The sequence below is a fragment of the Brevibacillus sp. LEMMJ03 genome (genome assembly GCF_007197875.1).
GTDB lineage: Bacteria > Bacillota > Bacilli > Brevibacillales > Brevibacillaceae > Brevibacillus > Brevibacillus thermoruber.
Window position 1 is genome coordinate 1 of sequence record NZ_VKJN01000025.1, and the last position, 17719, is coordinate 17719.

The 17719-nt window shown below is 60.2% G+C and carries 12 protein-coding genes, 7 tRNA genes and 2 riboswitches; all 19 genes read left to right on the plus strand.

Annotated elements, in window-relative coordinates:
• The first annotated feature begins 119 nt into the window (after positions 1 to 119).
• The 19 genes from FOI68_RS20980 (at position 120) to purB (ending at position 17178) form a co-directional block, all read left to right on the plus strand.
• Positions 120 to 195, plus strand: a tRNA-Phe gene (locus FOI68_RS20980).
• 19 nt (positions 196 to 214) lie between these two features.
• A tRNA-Thr gene (locus FOI68_RS20985) sits at positions 215 to 290 on the plus strand.
• Positions 291 to 295: 5 nt separating this feature from the next.
• Positions 296 to 370, plus strand: a tRNA-Gln gene (locus FOI68_RS20990).
• Positions 371 to 377: 7 nt separating this feature from the next.
• A tRNA-Lys gene (locus tag FOI68_RS20995) sits at positions 378 to 453 on the plus strand.
• 74 nt (positions 454 to 527) lie between these two features.
• Positions 528 to 610, plus strand: a tRNA-Leu gene (locus FOI68_RS21000).
• Between the two features lie 136 nt (positions 611 to 746).
• A tRNA-Gly gene (locus tag FOI68_RS21005) sits at positions 747 to 822 on the plus strand.
• Between the two features lie 50 nt (positions 823 to 872).
• Positions 873 to 949 (plus strand) — tRNA-Arg (locus FOI68_RS21010).
• 229 nt (positions 950 to 1178) lie between these two features.
• Positions 1179 to 2132 (plus strand): AAA family ATPase, encoded by a 954-nt coding sequence (locus FOI68_RS21015; protein ID WP_044897702.1) that lies wholly within the window; start codon positions 1179 to 1181, stop codon positions 2130 to 2132.
• A gap of 14 nt (positions 2133 to 2146) precedes the next feature.
• Positions 2147 to 3355, plus strand: coding sequence for a DUF58 domain-containing protein (locus FOI68_RS21020; RefSeq protein WP_143864203.1), 1209 nt, complete (start codon positions 2147 to 2149; stop codon positions 3353 to 3355).
• 4 nt (positions 3356 to 3359) lie between these two features.
• Positions 3360 to 5585 carry a transglutaminase TgpA family protein gene (locus tag FOI68_RS21025; protein ID WP_143864204.1) on the plus strand — a complete coding sequence of 742 codons (2226 nt, stop codon included), beginning with the start codon at positions 3360 to 3362 and terminating at the stop codon, positions 5583 to 5585.
• A 20-nt stretch (positions 5586 to 5605) separates the two neighbouring features.
• Positions 5606 to 5707, plus strand: a riboswitch (purine riboswitch).
• 173 nt (positions 5708 to 5880) lie between these two features.
• The gene (gene guaA, locus FOI68_RS21030) at positions 5881 to 7419 is read left to right on the plus strand and encodes a glutamine-hydrolyzing GMP synthase (RefSeq protein WP_029100878.1); all 1539 of its coding nucleotides are present in this window, start codon (positions 5881 to 5883) and stop codon (positions 7417 to 7419) included.
• Positions 7420 to 7501: 82 nt separating this feature from the next.
• A riboswitch (purine riboswitch) is annotated at positions 7502 to 7603 on the plus strand.
• Positions 7604 to 7726: 123 nt separating this feature from the next.
• Positions 7727 to 9097, plus strand: a complete 1371-nt coding sequence (locus tag FOI68_RS21035; protein WP_044897700.1) for an NCS2 family permease — start codon at positions 7727 to 7729, stop codon at positions 9095 to 9097.
• A gap of 377 nt (positions 9098 to 9474) precedes the next feature.
• On the plus strand, positions 9475 to 10779 hold the full coding sequence (locus tag FOI68_RS21040; RefSeq protein ID WP_143864205.1) for a histidine--tRNA ligase: 1305 nt from the start codon (positions 9475 to 9477) through the stop codon (positions 10777 to 10779).
• Positions 10780 to 10826: 47 nt separating this feature from the next.
• Positions 10827 to 12251: a M1 family metallopeptidase gene (locus FOI68_RS24115; protein ID WP_255433756.1), complete on the plus strand. Its 1425-nt coding sequence runs from the start codon at positions 10827 to 10829 to the stop codon at positions 12249 to 12251.
• Entirely contained in the window at positions 12215 to 12445 is a 231-nt protein-coding gene (locus FOI68_RS24120; RefSeq protein ID WP_255433757.1) for a hypothetical protein, read from the plus strand. Before FOI68_RS24115 ends, FOI68_RS24120 begins: the two co-directional genes overlap by 37 nt.
• Positions 12446 to 12517: 72 nt before the next feature.
• Positions 12518 to 14050, plus strand: coding sequence for a M1 family metallopeptidase (locus FOI68_RS21050; RefSeq protein WP_143864206.1), 1533 nt, complete (start codon positions 12518 to 12520; stop codon positions 14048 to 14050).
• 194 nt (positions 14051 to 14244) lie between these two features.
• The gene (gene purE, locus FOI68_RS21055) at positions 14245 to 14733 is read left to right on the plus strand and encodes a 5-(carboxyamino)imidazole ribonucleotide mutase (RefSeq protein WP_143864207.1); all 489 of its coding nucleotides are present in this window, start codon (positions 14245 to 14247) and stop codon (positions 14731 to 14733) included.
• Positions 14730 to 15890: a 5-(carboxyamino)imidazole ribonucleotide synthase gene (gene purK, locus FOI68_RS21060; protein WP_143864208.1), complete on the plus strand. Its 1161-nt coding sequence runs from the start codon at positions 14730 to 14732 to the stop codon at positions 15888 to 15890. The genes purE and purK overlap by 4 nt, the downstream gene beginning before the upstream one ends.
• Entirely contained in the window at positions 15883 to 17178 is a 1296-nt protein-coding gene (purB, locus tag FOI68_RS21065; protein WP_029100871.1) for an adenylosuccinate lyase, read from the plus strand. The genes purK and purB overlap by 8 nt, the downstream gene beginning before the upstream one ends.
• Positions 17179 to 17719 lie beyond the last annotated feature (541 nt).

Below are 17719 nucleotides of genomic sequence, written 5' to 3' on the forward strand. Positions count from 1 at the left end.
GAGCTGTGGTGAAGCTGGAGTTCACGCCGGTCTGTCACACCGGAGGTCGCGGGTTCGAGTCCCGTCAGCTCCGCCATTTACTTGCCTCGGATCAAAATGGCGCACCGAGAACCGCTTACGGTTCGGTAGCTCAGTCGGTAGAGCAGAGGACTGAAAATCCTCGTGTCGGCGGTTCGATTCCGTCCCGAACCACCATTTCGTTTCATAGGATTTTGCCGGTGTAGCTCAATTGGTAGAGCACCTGACTTGTAATCAGGGGGTTGTGGGTTCGATTCCTATCGCCGGCACCACGTATTGGGGTATCGCCAAGCGGTAAGGCAACGGACTTTGACTCCGTCATTCCTAGGTTCGAATCCTAGTACCCCAGCCATGTTCATGAGCCATTAGCTCAGTTGGTAGAGCATCTGACTTTTAATCAGAGGGTCGAAGGTTCGAGTCCTTCATGGCTCACCAGTTTTTTTCAACCCCACAAGTGAGCAATGTACTCGCGCATCTTCCGTTTGCTTTGCGGGGACCCCATGACGCATGCGGGTGTGGCGGAATTGGCAGACGCACCAGATTTAGGTTCTGGCGGGCAACCGTGGGGGTTCAAGTCCCTTCACCCGCACCATAGCAGATCGGGAAGGTTTGCGGACAGTGCAAGCCTTTTATCACTGTGATACAGCAAGGACCAGCATCTTCTTCTGGAAGAGTCGCCTGCGTTGGCTGTGCTGTACCAAATCTTTTCATCATAATTACGAAACGATGCGGACGTAGCTCAATTGGTAGAGCGTCGCCTTGCCAAGGCGAAGGTCGCGGGTTCGAGACCCGTCGTCCGCTCCATTTTTTCTGCTCTCTGTCCACGCGTGTCGGTCGGAGAGACAGTTGCTTGTGTGCCCTTAGCTCAGCTGGATAGAGCGTTTGACTACGAATCAAAAGGTCGGGAGTTCGAATCTCTCAGGGCACGCCATAACATTGCATATCGAACCGCAGAGTAGGAGATCTTCCTACTCTTTTTTTCTATAGGCGGTTTCTCAATTTTACAACTATTAACGAATTTTTCCTTGTATCTTCCAGAGTGATCCAGTACCTTAGGAGTAGGTTTCCTCGACGGAAGCCGCCGGATGATCAAGACAAGCGGCAGGCCATCGCTATTGCCGTAACTGGACAATAACGTGGGAACAGGAGTTGTGTCATCCATGAATCAAATCAAATTGGAGCAGCCTCATCCTGCTGTGGAAAAGTTGATTGGAAATATCGAAAAAGTGCTGATCGGCAAGCGGTCGATCATTGAATTATGCGTGACGGCCATCTTGGCAAACGGCCACGTTTTGCTGGAAGACGTTCCGGGTGTCGGCAAGACCATGCTGGTCCGCGCGTTGGCCCGCTCGATCGGGGGGGACTTCAAGCGCATCCAGTTTACGCCCGATCTGCTGCCGACGGACGTGACGGGGGTGGCGATCTTCAATCAAAAGAGCATGGAATTCGAGTTCCGTCCCGGTCCCATCTTCGCCAATGTGATTTTGGCCGACGAGATTAACCGGACATCGCCCAAAACCCAGTCGGCCTTACTGGAAGCGATGGAAGAGCGCTCGGTAACGGTAGACGGGGTGACGTATCGGTTGGCTGAGCCGTTTTTTGTCATGGCGACGCAAAACCCCTTGGAATACGAAGGAACCTTCCCGCTGCCGGAGGCGCAGTTGGACCGTTTTCTCCTGCAGCTTCGCCTGGGCTATCCTACGGTGGACGAAGAAATGCGCATGCTGAACCGCTTTGCCGAAACCAATCCGTTGGAACACCTGGAGCCGGTGATGACTGCGGACGATCTGGCCGTCCTGCAGCGCCAGGCTGCCGCCGTCAAGGTGTCGGAGTCGGTCAAGGAGTATATCGTTCGCCTGTGCCACCGGACGCGCGATCATCACCAGGTCTACCTCGGCGTCAGCCCGCGGGGCGCGCTGGCGCTGTTCCGAGCCGTGCAGGCGCTGGCGTTCGTGCGCGGCCGGGATTATGTCATTCCCGATGACGTGAAGGAACTGGTGCCTGTGACCTTTGCCCACCGGATCATTCTCAAACCGGAGGCGCGTCTGGAAGGAGCGACGATCGACCGGATTCTGTCCGCTATCCTGTCGGAAACCCGCGTGCCGGTCAGCTAGAGGCGGTGACGCGTATGAAAGAATGGACATCCGGGAAGATCAAGGCAATTGCGTTGATCGTGACCACTTACGCGTTTGCCAAGTTTCAGGGCGGTTTTGCCAGTTGGTTTTTGTTCTACAGCAGCCTGGTTTTTTTGGCGTACGAGCTGTTTGCCTATTTTCTCATGTTCGCCGGCCTTGAGGTTGAACGTGAAATCGACCGTACTCGCTTGCGGGAAGGGGAGGACGTGATCGTGACGGTCCGGCTAAAGCGGAGGATCTGGTTCCCGCTGGGCTGGAACATGGTGATCGAACCGCTGCCCGACCGGCTGGCCGGCGTGTTCGAGCCGCACCGTCAGCTCATCTTTCCCTGGTTCAAGCGCAGCGTGGAGTTTCGCTACGTCATCCCGGGACTGCCGCGCGGCTACTATCACCTGCAAGCGTGCGTCATCTGCGGCGGGGACTTTTTCGGGTTTATCGAGCGACGAAGAACGTATCCCCTCTTCAACGACTTTTTGGTCTATCCCCGTTACCGGGAGCTGACGAACTGGTCGTTGGGAGACGGCAACTTCAGCGGGACGGTTCACGTCTCGCACCGCCATTCGGATGATGTAGCGGCGGTGCGGGGCGTCCGGGACTATCAGCGCGGGGATCGGCTGAGCCAGATTCATTGGCGGGCGTCGGCCAGGGGAACCGGGCTGAAGACCAAGGAATTCGAGCACCAGGCGATGAACCAGGTCGTGTTCTTTCTCGACGTGGAAAAAGAGCGCTACCGGAACAAGCCACCTCAATTGTTTGAAACGGCGGTCAAACTGACGGCCAGCCTGACCGCGTACGCCAACCGCAACCAGTATCACTACGGATTGGTGTACAAGCAAAAGGACCGGGTGGCCATTCCTCCGGCCTGTTCCCCGGCGCACTTTTTCCGGGTATTTGACCAGTTGGCCCGCGTCATGCCGGAGGGGACGGACTCGTTTGTCCGCATCCTCAGCCGGGAAGCGCTGGAACAGCCGCCGGGCGTGACCCTGACGGTGATCACGGCCCGCCTCGACAAGGCGCTGGTCGCCCTTCTGACGCAGTTGTCCCAGCGGGGCCGGCGCGTCCATCTGCTGTATGTGCATGCCGATCCCCTGTTGACGCTCGAAGAGAAGCAGGCCCTGCGGCTGCTGGCTTCGGGCAGGGTCACCTGCAAGTCGGTGCCGATGAGCGATTTCGAAGAGTGGAAGCGGATCGGAGGTGCATGACGTCGTGAGCGTATGGAAGCGTCCCAAAGGATTCGAGTGGATCGCGGCGCTGCTCTTGTTTCTCATGCTGCGGGAATGGCTGCTGCCGCTTCAGGAGCTGACAGACACCGGCACCCTGTGGCCGTTTTACGCGATTGCGGCTGGCGTTCTTCTGATCGACCTGGTGGTGCCGTACCGCTGGCTGACGTTTCCGGTTAAGCTTGTGGGCCTCCTGGTGATTTTGCACGACGGTTTTTTTGTCACCCCGTTTTTTGATGGCCAATGGCTGAGGGAGCTGTGCGTCCGGGTTGTGCACGACCTGCCGCTGGCGTTTCAGCAGGAGTGGACGTCCATGTCGCCGATCTCGCGCAATGCGCTGTTTGATCTGCTCCTTGCAGTGTTGATCTCGATGCTGTCGTATCTGGTGCTGGAACAGCGGCAGGGGCTCTGGTTCGTCTTTTTGACCGAGCTGTACCTGGCTGTGCTGGATACGTTCATGCCGTATGAAGCGGACGGGGGGATCATCCGCACGCTGGTGTACGGATTTTTGCTGTTGGCCGTCACCCATCTGTTCGCCATGGCCAACAAGGCGCCCATTACCGGCGGTCGGCGCTGGACGCTGTGGAGCTCCTTGATGGCACCGGTGCTGATTGTGGCGGTCACCGTCGGCATCGCCTGCGCGGCGCCGAAAAAGGAGGCTGCCTGGCCGGACCCGATCGCGTTTCTCACCGGTGAGGGGAGCGGTCTCGGTGCCGGGGTGATGAAAAAGGTGGGGTACGACAACAACGACGAGCACCTGGGCGGTCCGTTTACGCTGGACGAGACCGTGGTGTTCGTGGCCATTACCAATGAACGCTCCTATTGGCGCGGCGATTCCAAAGACGTTTATACGGGGAACGGGTGGCAGAAGGGGGACAGGGAGTTCGAAGCGATCCTGGACCCGAAAGCGTATCGGTGGACCCACGCGCTGTTTGAGGGGATGGAGACGAAAGAGGTGAAGGCTTCGCTGGAATTCCAGGGGCCGAAGTTTCCGACCGTCTTTTACCCGGGGCAGTTGAAACAACTGACGGACTACACCCCGTCGAGGGCGACGCTGGTGTACGACAAGGAACATCAGCAGGTGGAAGTGCGGAACGGCACGATCAGACTGCTGAAGCAGTCCGGAGGGGAAGCGCTGGTGGGCCCCCATACGCAGCTGTTGAAGCTGGACAATTACCAACTGGTGGCGGAAGTGCCGATCATCAGCGAAAAGGCGATGGTCCAGGCGGGCACCGACTATCCCGAGGAGATCAAGCGGCGCTATCTGCAGCTTCCCGACCACCTGCCGCCTAGAATCCGCGAACTGGCCCAACAGGTGACCAAGGACGCGAAAACGCCGTACGAAAAGGTGCGGGCCATCGAGAATTACCTGCGCTCCAGCGGAGAATATAAATACGAGACCAAGGACGTGCCTGTGCCCGCGCCGGGCCAAGACTTTGTCGACCAGTTCCTGTTTGAGACCCGCAGGGGGTACTGCGATCACTTTTCCACCTCGATGGCGGTGATGCTGCGGACGATCGGCATCCCCGCGCGCTGGGTAAAAGGCTTTGCCCCCGGTCATCGGATCGGTAGCGACGGCAACGGGAACGAACTGCTGGAAGTGCGCAACAAGGACGCCCACTCGTGGGTGGAAGTGTACTTCCCGGGTCACGGCTGGATCCCGTTTGAGGCCACCAGCACGTTTTTGTCGCCGATCCGCGTGAAATACGACAGGCAGACGACGGAGCAGCAAGCGCCGCTCCCGCTGCCCGATCTTGGCGGAACGACGGCCGAGGATCGGAAAGACGGACGGCTTGACGAGCTGGAAGGAGCGGATGGCACGCCAAGCCCGTCGATTCGCATTCCGTGGCAGGTGTACGCGTTTGGACTGGGACTGCTGGCTGTGGGCGGGGCGGTGGCCTGGAAGCGCAGGCGGGACATCGCCGTCTGGTGGCTGCAGCGCCAGATGAGCAGCTATCCGAACGACCGGTACGGGGATCGCTACAAGCTGCTGCTGCGGTTGATGGAGCACCTCTACAGCCGTCGCGGCCAGGGAGAAACCTTGCGCGAATACGTCGGCCGCCTGACGATCTCCGGCGACAAGCGGCAGGACCTGTGGTACCTGACCAACTTGTACGAGCGCATGCTGTACGGCTACAAGGAAATCGAGGACAAGGCTCGCGCGATAGCGGAACAGGTGATCGAACGGCTTACCCGTCAACTGAAACCTTGATCATTCACCCGCAGTCTGTTAGAATGACCTTCAATGAGACTCGTATAATCTCAGGGATAGGGCCTGAAAGTTTCTACCGCTCGACCGTAAATCGAGCGACTACGAGGAGAGGACTTCGGATTTTTGTACATGCAACCGCACAAGTGTACACAAACTGGGACTCTGCCTCCGCGTCGGTAAACCGGAGGCGACAGTCCCGGTTTTTTTGGTGCCGGACCTGAGCGGGTCGTACATCCGAGGGCAGGGTGGAAACTTCCGGTGACAACCTGGCGTAAACAGGAGAAGGAGGATATACATGGACAAGCCAATGGAAATGGTCGTCGTTCTGGATTTTGGAGGGCAGTACAATCAGTTGATCGCGCGACGCGTTCGCGACCTGGGCGTGTACAGCGAGCTGCTGCCCTACAATACGCCGGTGGAAAAAATCAAGGAGATGCAGCCGAAGGGGATTATTTTCTCCGGCGGTCCTGCCAGCGTGTACGAAGAAGGGGCGCCCAAGGTGGATCCGGCCATTTTTGATCTGGGCGTGCCGCTTCTGGGCATCTGCTACGGCATGCAGTTGATGAGCCACATGCTTGCCGGCAAGGTGGAGCGCGCCGGGAAGCGCGAGTACGGCAAAGCGGAGCTTCGCCTGCAGCAGCCGCACAGCCTCTATGAGAAGTGGGACGAAACCGAAATCGTCTGGATGAGCCACTCCGACAAAGTGGTGGAGCTGCCGGAAGGGTTCCGCGTAGACGCGGTCAGCGAGAGCTGCCCGGTGGCGGCGATCAGCCATCCGGAGCGCAAGCTGTACGGCGTGCAGTTCCACCCGGAAGTGCGCCATACGGTAAAAGGAAACGAGTTTATTGCCAACTTCCTGTTTAACATCTGCGGCTGTGAAGGCACCTGGAGCATGACCACGTTTATCGAGGACGAGATCAAGCGCATCCGCGAAACCGTGGGCGACAAGAAAGTGCTGTGCGCGCTGAGCGGCGGGGTCGACTCCTCCGTCGTGGCGGCGCTGATCCACAAAGCGATCGGCGACCAGCTGACCTGCATGTTCGTGGACCACGGCCTGCTGCGCAAGGGAGAAGCGGAAAGCGTCATGGAGACGTTCGCCGAGAAGTTCTCCATGCGCGTGATCAAAATCGACGCACGCCGCCGCTTCCTCGACAAGCTGAAAGGCGTGACCGATCCGGAACAGAAGCGGAAGATCATCGGCAACGAGTTCATTTACGTCTTTGACGAAGAAGCGTCCAAGCTGACCGACATGGAGTTCCTGGCGCAGGGCACGCTGTATACCGACATCGTTGAGAGCGGAACGGCGACGGCCCACACGATCAAGTCCCACCACAACGTGGGCGGCCTGCCGGAAGACATGAAGTTCAAGCTCATTGAACCGCTGAAAACACTGTTCAAGGACGAAGTGCGCAAGCTGGGGACCGAACTGGGGCTGCCGGACGAGATCGTATGGCGCCAACCGTTCCCGGGACCGGGCCTGGGCATTCGCGTCCTGGGCGAAGTGACGGAAGAAAAGCTGGAGATCGTTCGGGAATCGGACGCCATCCTGCGCGAAGAGATTGCCAAAGCCGGCCTGGACCGGGAAATCTGGCAGTACTTTACGGCGCTGCCCGACATGAAGAGCGTGGGCGTCATGGGCGACGTCCGCACCTACTCCTACACGGTGGGCATCCGCGCGGTCACCTCGATCGACGGCATGACGGCGGACTGGGCGCGCATTCCGTGGGACGTGCTGGAGAGAATTTCGACCCGCATCGTGAACGAAGTGGAGAACGTCAACCGCGTCGTGTACGACATCACCTCCAAACCGCCGGCTACCATCGAGTGGGAATAACCGCATATTAAACGATAAGAAAATTTTAATGTTCGTATTTTCCGTTGACATCGATCATTCTTCCTGGTACACTTCTCGTTGTGAACAGGTAAAGAAGAAGGTTCGTATAATCCCGGGAATATGGCTCGGGAGTTTCTACGAGGCCGCCGTAAACGGCCTGGCTACGAACGAAACGTCAACGGGATGCGTATGCAGATCTTATCATTCTGTTTTGCCCGGTGAGTTTTGTTCGGAGTCGAGGCGTTGCTTGCGCCTCGACCTTTTTCATTTGCCGCAAACCGCAAACAAGACTTGGGGGGACCTATCGGTGCGGAAGTATTTTGAGTTTGACAAGCTGGGCACCAACTACCGCCGCGAGACGATCGCCGGCATTACCACGTTTTTGGCCATGGCCTACATCCTGGCCGTCAATCCGTACATGCTCAGCGGGGCGGACCTGCCGCCGGAGCTGAAAGCGAACTATCCGGAATTCGGAGCCGTCTTCACCGCGACCGCGCTGGCAGCCGCCATCGGGACGCTGGTGATGGCCTTCGTCGGCCGTCTGCCGATCGCGCAGGCGCCGGGCATGGGGCTGAACGCCTTCTTTACGTACACCGTCGTGCTGACGATGGGCATTCCCTGGCAGCAAGCGCTGGCCGGCGTATTTCTCTCCTGCTCGATTTTCCTGCTGCTGTCGCTGACCGGCATCCGCGAAGCGATCGTCAACTCCATTCCGCAGGGGCTGAAACACGCGGTATCGGCCGGGATTGGTTTGTTCATTGCCTTCATCGGTCTGAAAAATGCTGGAATCATCGTCGACAATCCGGCGACGTTCGTCTCGCTTGGCCATCTGACGATCAAAGAAGGCATGAAACCGGAAGAGATTGTGGCGGTGAAAAACGCGCTCCTGGCCGTATTCGGTCTGGTCCTCACCGCGGTTCTGATGTCCCGCAAGGTGAACGCGGCCATTTTTATCGGCATGCTGACGACCGCCATCGTTGGCATGATCTTCGGGCTGGTCAGCCTGCCGGAGAAGATCGTCTCCATGCCGCCGAGCCTGGCGCCTACGTTCGGCGCCGCGTTCCAGTACCTCGGCGATTTTTCCGCGCTGTTCAGCATGAAGATGCTGATCGTGGTGTTCACGTTCCTGTTTGTGGACTTCTTTGACGCGACCGGTACGCTGCTGGGTGTGGCCAGCCAGGCGGGGCTGTTGAAAGACGGCAAACTGCCGCGTGCGGGCAGCGCCCTGGCTTCCGACGCGATCGCCGGGATGGCCGGTGCGGTGCTCGGCACGTCCACGACGACCAGCTACATTGAGTCGGCTGCGGGCGTAGCCGCCGGCGGACGGACCGGATTTGCCTCCGTGGTCACGGGCGCGCTGTTCCTGCTGTCGCTGTTCTTCTCGCCGGTTCTCGCCGTGGTCACGCCTGCGGTAACGGCCCCGGCACTGATCATCGTCGGCGTGCTGATGGCGTCGCACATGGCGAACATCGCCTGGAGCGAGATGGAGGAAGCGTTCCCGGCCTTCCTGACGATCCTGATGATGCCGCTGACCTACAGTATCGCTTCCGGGATCGCCGCCGGATTCATCGTCTACCCGATCACCCAGCTGATGAAAGGCAAAGGCCGCGAAGTGCATCCGGTGATGTACGCGCTCTTCTTCGTGTTTTTGGCGTACTTCATCTGGCTGCGGGAATAGAAACACAATCACAAAGACTGTCCGCGTCTCGGCGCGGCAGTCTTTTTGTTTGCGTTTGACACCGGCGGGAGTGCACAGGGCTGCCGCCCAAACAGGAACAGGGAGGGCACCGGCGTTTGGGAAAACGGGCTTGCGTGATGGCGGGCAGGTGGTGTATGATGGAAAAAATTCATGTCAGGAGGAAGCACCGATGCTGCGTCTTCGCGCATTCCTTCAACTGCATCATCACGATTAGAGCGTTTGTATCTGTGGACGTGCAATCCATCCGCAGGTGCAAGCGCTGTTTGTGCTTGTGCCTGCGGGGTGAACGAAAGCCATGCGGGCCTTGTTTTTTCCCGCGTGGCTTTTTTGTTTGGATAAAAAAGGAGGAGATTGTCATGGAAACGACACTGCGCAACGTAAAGGGCACCAAGGATTTTCTGCCGCAGGAGCAGGGGCTCCGCAACTACATCCGGCGGACGCTGGAGGAGGTGTTTGAAACATACGGCTGCAAGCCGCTGGAGACGCCGATGCTGCAGTATTACGACCTGCTGGCGTCCAAGTACGGCGGCGGGGCGGAGATCGTCAAGGAGGTGTACCGCCTGAGCGACCAGGGGGAGCGGGAGTTGGCGCTGCGCTACGATCTGACGGTTCCGCTGGCAAAAGTGGTGGGGATGAATCCGGAGATGCGGCTGCCGTTCAAGCGGTACGAGATCGGCAAGGTGTTTCGCGACGGGCCCGTCAAGCCGGGACGGTTCCGCGAGTTCGTCCAGTGCGACGTGGACATTGTAGGGACTTCCTCGATGCTGGCGGAAGCGGAACTGATCAGCATGGCGTTTGCGGCGTTTGAACGGCTGGGCCTGGACGTCTACGTGGAAGTGAACAACCGGAAGCTGCTGTCGGGGCTGCTGCAGGCGCTGGGCGTTGCGGAAGAGCAGGCGGAGGGCGTGATGCTCTCTCTGGACAAGCTGAAAAAGATCGGCGTGGACGGCGTGGTGGACGACCTGCGGCTTCGCGGCATCGACGAAGAGACGATTGCGGCCGTCGCGGCGTTCCTCCAAAGCGGCGAGTGGACGATGGACAGGCTGGCCGGCCGTTTTGCGGAGCCGCTTGTGCAGGAAGGCGTCGCGGAGCTGCGCGAGCTGTTTGCCTGTTTGAAAGGAGCAGGGGTGTCCGGGGACGTTCGCTTTGCTCCGTTTTTGGCCCGGGGACTCAGCATTTATACAGGGACGGTGTATGAAATCTTTCTGCGGGACGGGCGCATCACGTCCAGCATCGGCAGCGGCGGACGCTATGACCGCATCATCGGTCAATTCCTCGGCGGCGGACGGGAATATCCTGCGGTGGGCATCTCGTTCGGCCTGGACGTGATTCTCACCGCGCTCACGATGGGCGGCGCGGAGGGAGCCGACAACCGGGCAGACGTCTTCGTCGTGCCGCTGGGGACGGAGGCGGACGCGCTGGGAGTGGCCAACCGGCTGCGGGCGGCCGGCATCCGGGTGGAGCTGGAGCTGTCCGGACGCCGGTTGAAAAAAGCGCTGGATTACGCCAACCGGGAGCGGATTCCGCTCGTCCTGATCTACGGGGAGAACGAGCGGGACGCCGGGGCGGTGACGCTGCGCGACATGCGCTCTGGGGAGGAGCGGACCGTGGCGCTTGCGGGAGATCGGCTGGTCGACGCGATTGCGCAGCTATTGTCCTAGCTTTTTTTTCCAGATGCGGTAGGATAAAAGGAAAGGAGGGGGGACGTGTGAGGAAGTGGGCGGGTTGGCTGGCAGGCGCCGCGCTTGTCTGGAGCGCGGCAAGCGGCGCCGGAGCAGGGGCGGCCGGAGGATACGGCGCAGACCGGGGCGGCGATGCCGGGGGAAAGACGCGGTATCTGGCGGATGTACGGGTCGAGCCGCAGCAGAAGCGGGTGACGGGCAGCGTCCAGGTGCAATTTTGGCCGCGTGACGGGAAAAAGGCGTATCTGCACGTCTATCCGTTTGCGTTTGCGGAACGTCATGACGGGCCGCTGTGGCAGGAATTTTTAGGAAAGGATGCGGTGCCCGGCACGTATCATATTACCAGGCTGTCCGTCCAGGGCAGGCCGGTGCCGGTCCAACGGGCAGGGACCGTGGTGGAGGTGCCGCTTGAGGGCGAGGCCGGATCGAGCGGTGTGAAGGGCGCGCCAGCCGATGGGAAAGGAGGGGCGGACGGCGTGAGTCGCGTGCCGTCCGCTTCCAACGGCGTGCCGCCCGCTGCCGGCGCGGCGGAGCCGGTCACACTGGAGCTGGCCTTTACAATGACGCTGCCGCTCAATCAGGGCCGGATGTCGCTGGACGAACACGCCATCTGGCTCGGCAACTGGCTGCCCGTCCTGGCGGTCTGCGACCGGAACGGCTGGCATCTCGATCCGTACGAGCCGATCGGCGACCCGTTTTACAGCGAAACATCAGACTATTCGGTAAATGCAACCGTGCCGGAGGGCTACCAGTTGGCCAGCACCGCCGACGATCGGCAGGAAGCCGGCTTCACTTCCGCTCCGGGGTTAAAGACGTACCGGCTGCGTGCCGAAAACGTGCGGGATTTCGCCCTGGTCATCATGGACCGGACGTATCAGCGCACAGAGACGACGGTTGGCGGGACGACGGTCCGCAGTTGGTGGCGGACGACGGACGACCCCGGTCAGGCCAGGCTCGTCCACGACGCCGCCGTGAAGTCGTTCGCGTACTTTCAGCACCAGTTTGGGCCGTATCCGTACAGGGAGTACGATGTCGTGCGAACCGGCGGAGGCATCAACGGCATGGAGTACCCCGGTCTGGTGTTCCTCGACGGCCGCCACTACGAACAGGTCTTTGCGCAGTCGATCGCGGCCGTCGCGCATGAGACCGCCCACCAGTGGTTTTACGGCATCGTCGGGAACGACCAGGTGAACGAGGCCTGGTTGGACGAAGGCTTGACGGAATACGCGTCGCTTTCGTTTCTGGAGCGTTGGTACCCGCCGCTCGGCGACGCGCTGGTGGTGCAGCGGCTGGTGCGGGGCACGGCCGCCGATGCCTACGCGGAGAAAAATGTGCGGCCGTGGCAGCCGCTGCGCCTGTTTCCCGACAACGACAGCTACAGCGATCTGGTGTATTCCCGCACGGCAAGCATGCTGTGGCTGCTGCGGGAAGCGGGGGCGAAGAGCGCCTGAACCGGATGCTGCGCCAGTTCGTAACGAGCCATCGGTTTGGCGTCGCCACCGGTGCAGACTGGAAGGCGGCCCTGTCCCGGGAGGCCGGGGAAGACGCGGAACCGTTCGTGGCCTACTGGCTGCAGCTTGACCAGAGCCGGGAAGCAGCCGCAGAGGCATGGCTGGACCGACAGCGCGGGGCGAAGCGGCAGTAAACGGAGGGGCGGCTGGTACGGCTGCGCATGCACGTGAGCCGAACACGACAGCAAAACAGGCGGAGGGGTGTTATGAAGCGGTGGAGATTGGCGGTCAGTGCGGCGGTGGGAGCGGCGCTGGCTGTTTTTCTGTGGAGCAAGCCGTGGGCAGAGTGGACCGAGGCGGAGCTGCTGCCGCCGGAGCAGGTGTCCGCCCCGGCTGTGTACCGGGCGGATGTGCGGATTGATCCGCACGCGCACACCGCAGCCGGGACGCTTTCCGTCCGATTCGTACCTGGCGACGGCCAGGCCCTTTTTCATCTCTACCCCAACGCCTTTCACGAATCAGCCGATCTGAGCGGGGCCAACTGGGAGCACATCCTGGGCAAACAGCGGCTGCCGGGAGGAATCCGGATCACCGGGGTGAAGGTGGACGGCCGCCCGGTTCCGGTTCGGACGCTGGGCAAAACGGGAACGATCCTGCAGGTGCCGCTGGAAGGGGCGGCGGGCCGCCGGACGGAGGTGGAGATGGGCTTCGAACTGCGCGTCCCGTACAACAGCGGCAGGCTGTCGTACAACGACCACGCGCTGTGGCTGGGCAACTGGCTGCCGATTCTGGCCGTGCAGGATGAGACCGGCTGGCGGCTGGACCCTTATTACCCGATGGGCGATCCCTTTTACAGCGGCACGGCCAACTACCATTTGCGCGTCACCCTGCCGGACGGCTACAGCCTGGCGACGAGCGGAACGGAAAGTCAGGCGGTGGTGACCCGTCTTCGCCCGCAGGGGAAGTCGCATTACGAGGTGGACGCGTGGAATGTTCGTGATTTTGCCCTGGTGGTGATGGACGACAGCTACCGCCAGACGGTGAGCCGGGTGGGCGAAACGGTGGTGCGCACCTGGTGGCAGGAGGGGGACAGCGAGGAGACCGTGGTCCTGCTGCACGACGTGGCCGTACGGGCGCTGCGCTATTACGGAGAGCAGTTCGGCACGTATCCGTACCGGGAGTACGACGTGGTGAAGACAGGCGGCTTTTTCGGCGGCATGGAATACCCCGGCATCGTTTTTGTCCAGGGCGATACGTTCACCCGGCCGAACGGCATGGGAGCCGCCGTCGTCGCCCACGAGACCGCCCATCAGTGGTTTTACGGGCTGGTGGGAAGCGACGAGGTGCGGGAGGCGTGGGTGGACGAAAGCCTGGCCGATTACGCCGCGATGTCGTTTCTGGAAGACGAACGAATCGCCGCCGACGGCTATATCGGCTACCGGATGGAGCGGGGAAAAGTCTCGGAGCAGTACGCGAACAGGGGACTGCGCGTCCGGCAGCCGCTGGACCGCTTTCCCGACTGGAAGAGCTACAGCGATCTGGTCTATGCGCGGGGAGCGGCGATGTGGTGGAAGCTGCGGCTGGAGTGGGGGAAGGAGCGGCTGCATCGTGTGCTGCGCGACTACGTGCGGGAGCACCAGTACAAAGAGGCGGGCGGAGCGGAGCTGATCGAGGCGTTTTCCCGGGCGGTCGGGGAAGACGCGGCGCCGTTTTTCGACTACTGGCTGGGGATGGATCTGGAAAAGCGGGACGAGGCGGAGGCGTGGATGCGCAGCGGACGTCCGTTCCGAATCTTTTAAAAACGAATATTAATATGTCATGAAATTATTAACGTTCGGAATCAAGGTTGACAGGCAAACTCTCCCCCTGTTACACTGAAGATGTTGATATGCGTGTGATCCATACAAGCAAGCCCAGGCGATGACCGGCCGATGCGTGGCCGGAAGTCGTTTGGGTTTTCTTCTGACATTGACAGAGAGGGGCGAAGTGTGTCATGGTCAAACCGTTGGTGGGTGTCATCATGGGCAGCACGTCGGACTGGGAGACAATGAAGGACGCCTGCGCGATTCTGGACGAGCTCGCAATCCCGTACGAAAAGAGAGTGGTGTCGGCGCACCGCACGCCCGACTTGATGTTCGACTACGCCGAAGGCGCCAGGAGCCGCGGCCTTGAGGTGATTATCGCGGGAGCGGGCGGCGCTGCCCATCTGCCCGGGATGGTGGCGGCCAAGACGGAACTGCCGGTGATCGGCGTGCCGGTCAAATCGTCCAGCCTGAACGGTTTGGACTCGCTGCTCTCGATCGTGCAAATGCCGGGCGGCGTGCCGGTGGCCACCGTGGCGATCGGCAAGGCGGGAGCGGTCAACGCCGGACTGCTGGCGGCCCAGATCCTCGGGATCAAGTATCCGGAGATCCAGGAGCGGTTTGCCGCCAGACGGGACGCGATCCGCAAGAATGTGTTGGAGGCAAGTGAACTGGCATGACGAACAGAACCCCCATCAAACCAGGCGCAACCATCGGGATTCTCGGCGGCGGCCAGTTGGGACGCATGATCGCTCTGGCCGGCCGGGCCATGGGATACCGCTTCGTCACGATGGACCCGACGGAGGACGCGCCCTGCGGCCAGGCGGCCGACCGGCAGATTGTCGCCCGGTACGACGACGTGGACGCGGCCATGCAGTTGGCCGAGATCAGCGACGTGATCAGCTACGAATTTGAAAACGTGGACGCGTGTGTGGCGAAAGTGCTGGAAAGTCGGGCCTATGTGCCGCAGGGCAGCCGTCTGCTGCGCATCACGCAGAACCGCATCCGCGAAAAGACGGCGATCCGCGAGCTGGGGATTCCGGTGGCGCCGTTTCGCGTGATCGACACGCTGGACAGCCTGCGGGCGGCGATCGGGGAGCTGGGCCTGCCGGCGGTGATGAAAACGGCCACCGGCGGCTACGACGGCAAGGGACAGTGGGTCCTGAGAAGCGAAGCGGAACTGGCCGAAGCGTACGAGACCCTGTCCAAAGCGGGCACAGAGCTGATCGTGGAACAGTTTGTGCCGTTTCAACTGGAACTGTCCGTGATCGCGGCGCGCAATCCGTCCGGCGAGCTGGCCGTTTTTCCTGCGGCGGAAAATGTACACCGGGAGAACATCCTGCACCTGTCCATCGTGCCGGCGCGGGTGCCGGACGACATCCGGCAGCGGGCGGAAGCGATCGCCCGGACCATCGCCGAACGGCTGGACGTGGTCGGCCTGATCGCGGTCGAGATGTTTCTCACCGCAAGCGGGGAACTCTATGTAAATGAGCTGGCCCCCCGCCCGCACAACTCCGGCCACTACACGATGGACGCCTGCGTCACGTCGCAGTTCGAGCAGCACGTGCGGGCCGTGTGCGACCTGCCGTTGGGCTCGACGGAACTGCTCTCCCCCGTGGTCATGGTCAACATCCTCGGGGAGCACCTGCAGCCGGTGCTGGACCGCATCGGCCAACTGCCGCGGACGGCCAAGCTGCACCTGTACGGCAAACACGAAAGCAAGCCCAAGCGGAAAATGGGGCACCTGAACGTGCTGGCGCCCAGCGTGGAGGAGGCGCTGGCACAGATTGAGCGGCTCGAAATCTGGACGAACAAAGCGGAGGTACATCATGATTGATCGTTATACGCGACCGGAGATGCGCGCCATCTGGACGGAAGAGAACAAGTTCAAGGCGTGGCTGGAAGTGGAGCTCCTCGCCTGCGAGGCGTGGGCCAAGTTGGGCGTCATCCCGGAGGAAGACGTGAAAAAGCTGCGCGAAAACGCCAGCTTTGACATCAAGCGGATTTACGAAATCGAGGAAGAGACGCGCCACGACGTCGTCGCCTTCACCCGCGCCGTCTCGGAAACGCTGGGCGAGGAGAAGAAGTGGGTGCACTACGGCCTCACCTCCACCGACGTGGTGGACACGGCGCTCTCCTACCTGCTTCTCCAGGCCAACAAGATTTTGGAAAAAGACCTGGAAGACTTTATCGCCATCCTCGCTGACAAGGCGCGAGAGCACAAGGACACCGTCTGCATGGGGCGCACCCACGGCGTGCACGCGGAACCGACCACCTTTGGGCTGAAGCTGGCGCTCTGGCACGAAGAGATGAAGCGCAACCTGGCCCGTTTCCGCGCGGCGAAGGAAGAAGTGGCCTACGGCAAAATCTCCGGAGCGGTGGGCACGTACGCCAACATCGACCCGTTTGTGGAGCAGTACGTCTGCGAAAAGCTGGGGCTGAAACCGGCGCCCATCTCCACGCAGACCCTGCAGCGTGACCGTCACGCCGAGTACATGGCGACGCTGGCGTTGATCGCCACCTCGCTGGACAAGTTCGCGACGGAAATCCGCGGCCTGCAAAAGAGCGAGATGCGCGAAGTGGAAGAACCGTTCGCCAAGGGGCAAAAGGGCTCGTCGGCGATGCCGCACAAGCGCAACCCGATCGGCTGCGAGAACATCTCCGGCCTGGCCCGCGTCGTGCGCGGCCACATGCTCTCCGCCTACGAAAACGTTCCGCTCTGGCACGAGCGCGACATCTCCCACTCCTCGGTGGAGCGCGTCATTTTGCCGGATGCGACGCAGCTTTTGAACTACATGCTGCGCCGCTTCATGAACATCGTGAAAAACCTGACCGTCTTCCCGGAAAACATGAAGCGCAACATGGACCGCACGTTCGGCCTGATCTACTCGCAGCAGGTGATGCTGAAGCTGATCGAAAAGGGCATGAGCCGCGAGCAGGCGTACGACACCGTGCAGCCGCGCGCCATGCAGGCGTGGGAGGAACAGCGCTCGTTCCGCTCCATTCTGGAAGAGGACCCGACCGTGACCGCCACGCTGACCAAGGAAGAGCTGGACGACTGCTTCGACTACCGCTATCACCTCAAGCACGTGGATACGATTTTCAAGCGTCTTGGACTGCTTTGATTTCTACACGCTATCCATACAAACGCTCCCGGCAGGAAGCCGGGGGCGATTTTTCTTTGAAGGGATTACCAAAATAAGGAATCCGTTATTTCTCTTCAGCCAGTCAAAAAATACCCTCCATATTCCTTATTGTTGTTGATGACAGTAAATAAGAAATAAAACCTCCTATGAATGTAAAATAATGTCGAATATTAAAAAAACATCATGTAGAAAAAAATATTTACAGAAAAGAATGAATTGAATAACATATATAGTTGAGGAGTTAAATGGAAATATTTCAAAAAAATCAAAACTCTTTGGGGTAGCTCCTATGTACGTATCTTGCGACAACCCCGGCTTCATCGCTGGCCCCAAATATGTATGCGAGTATGTCACTTGGTCTGAATGTTACAAGAAATACGGCGGTGTCAAAACGTATATTCAGTACACGTATGACACGAGAAGCGGCGAAAGATGTTCGGAAACTGAAGTGAGATGCTGCTAACAACTTCGTCAGCAATGATCAGAGATTCATAGCGAGACGACATCAAAATACATGCGT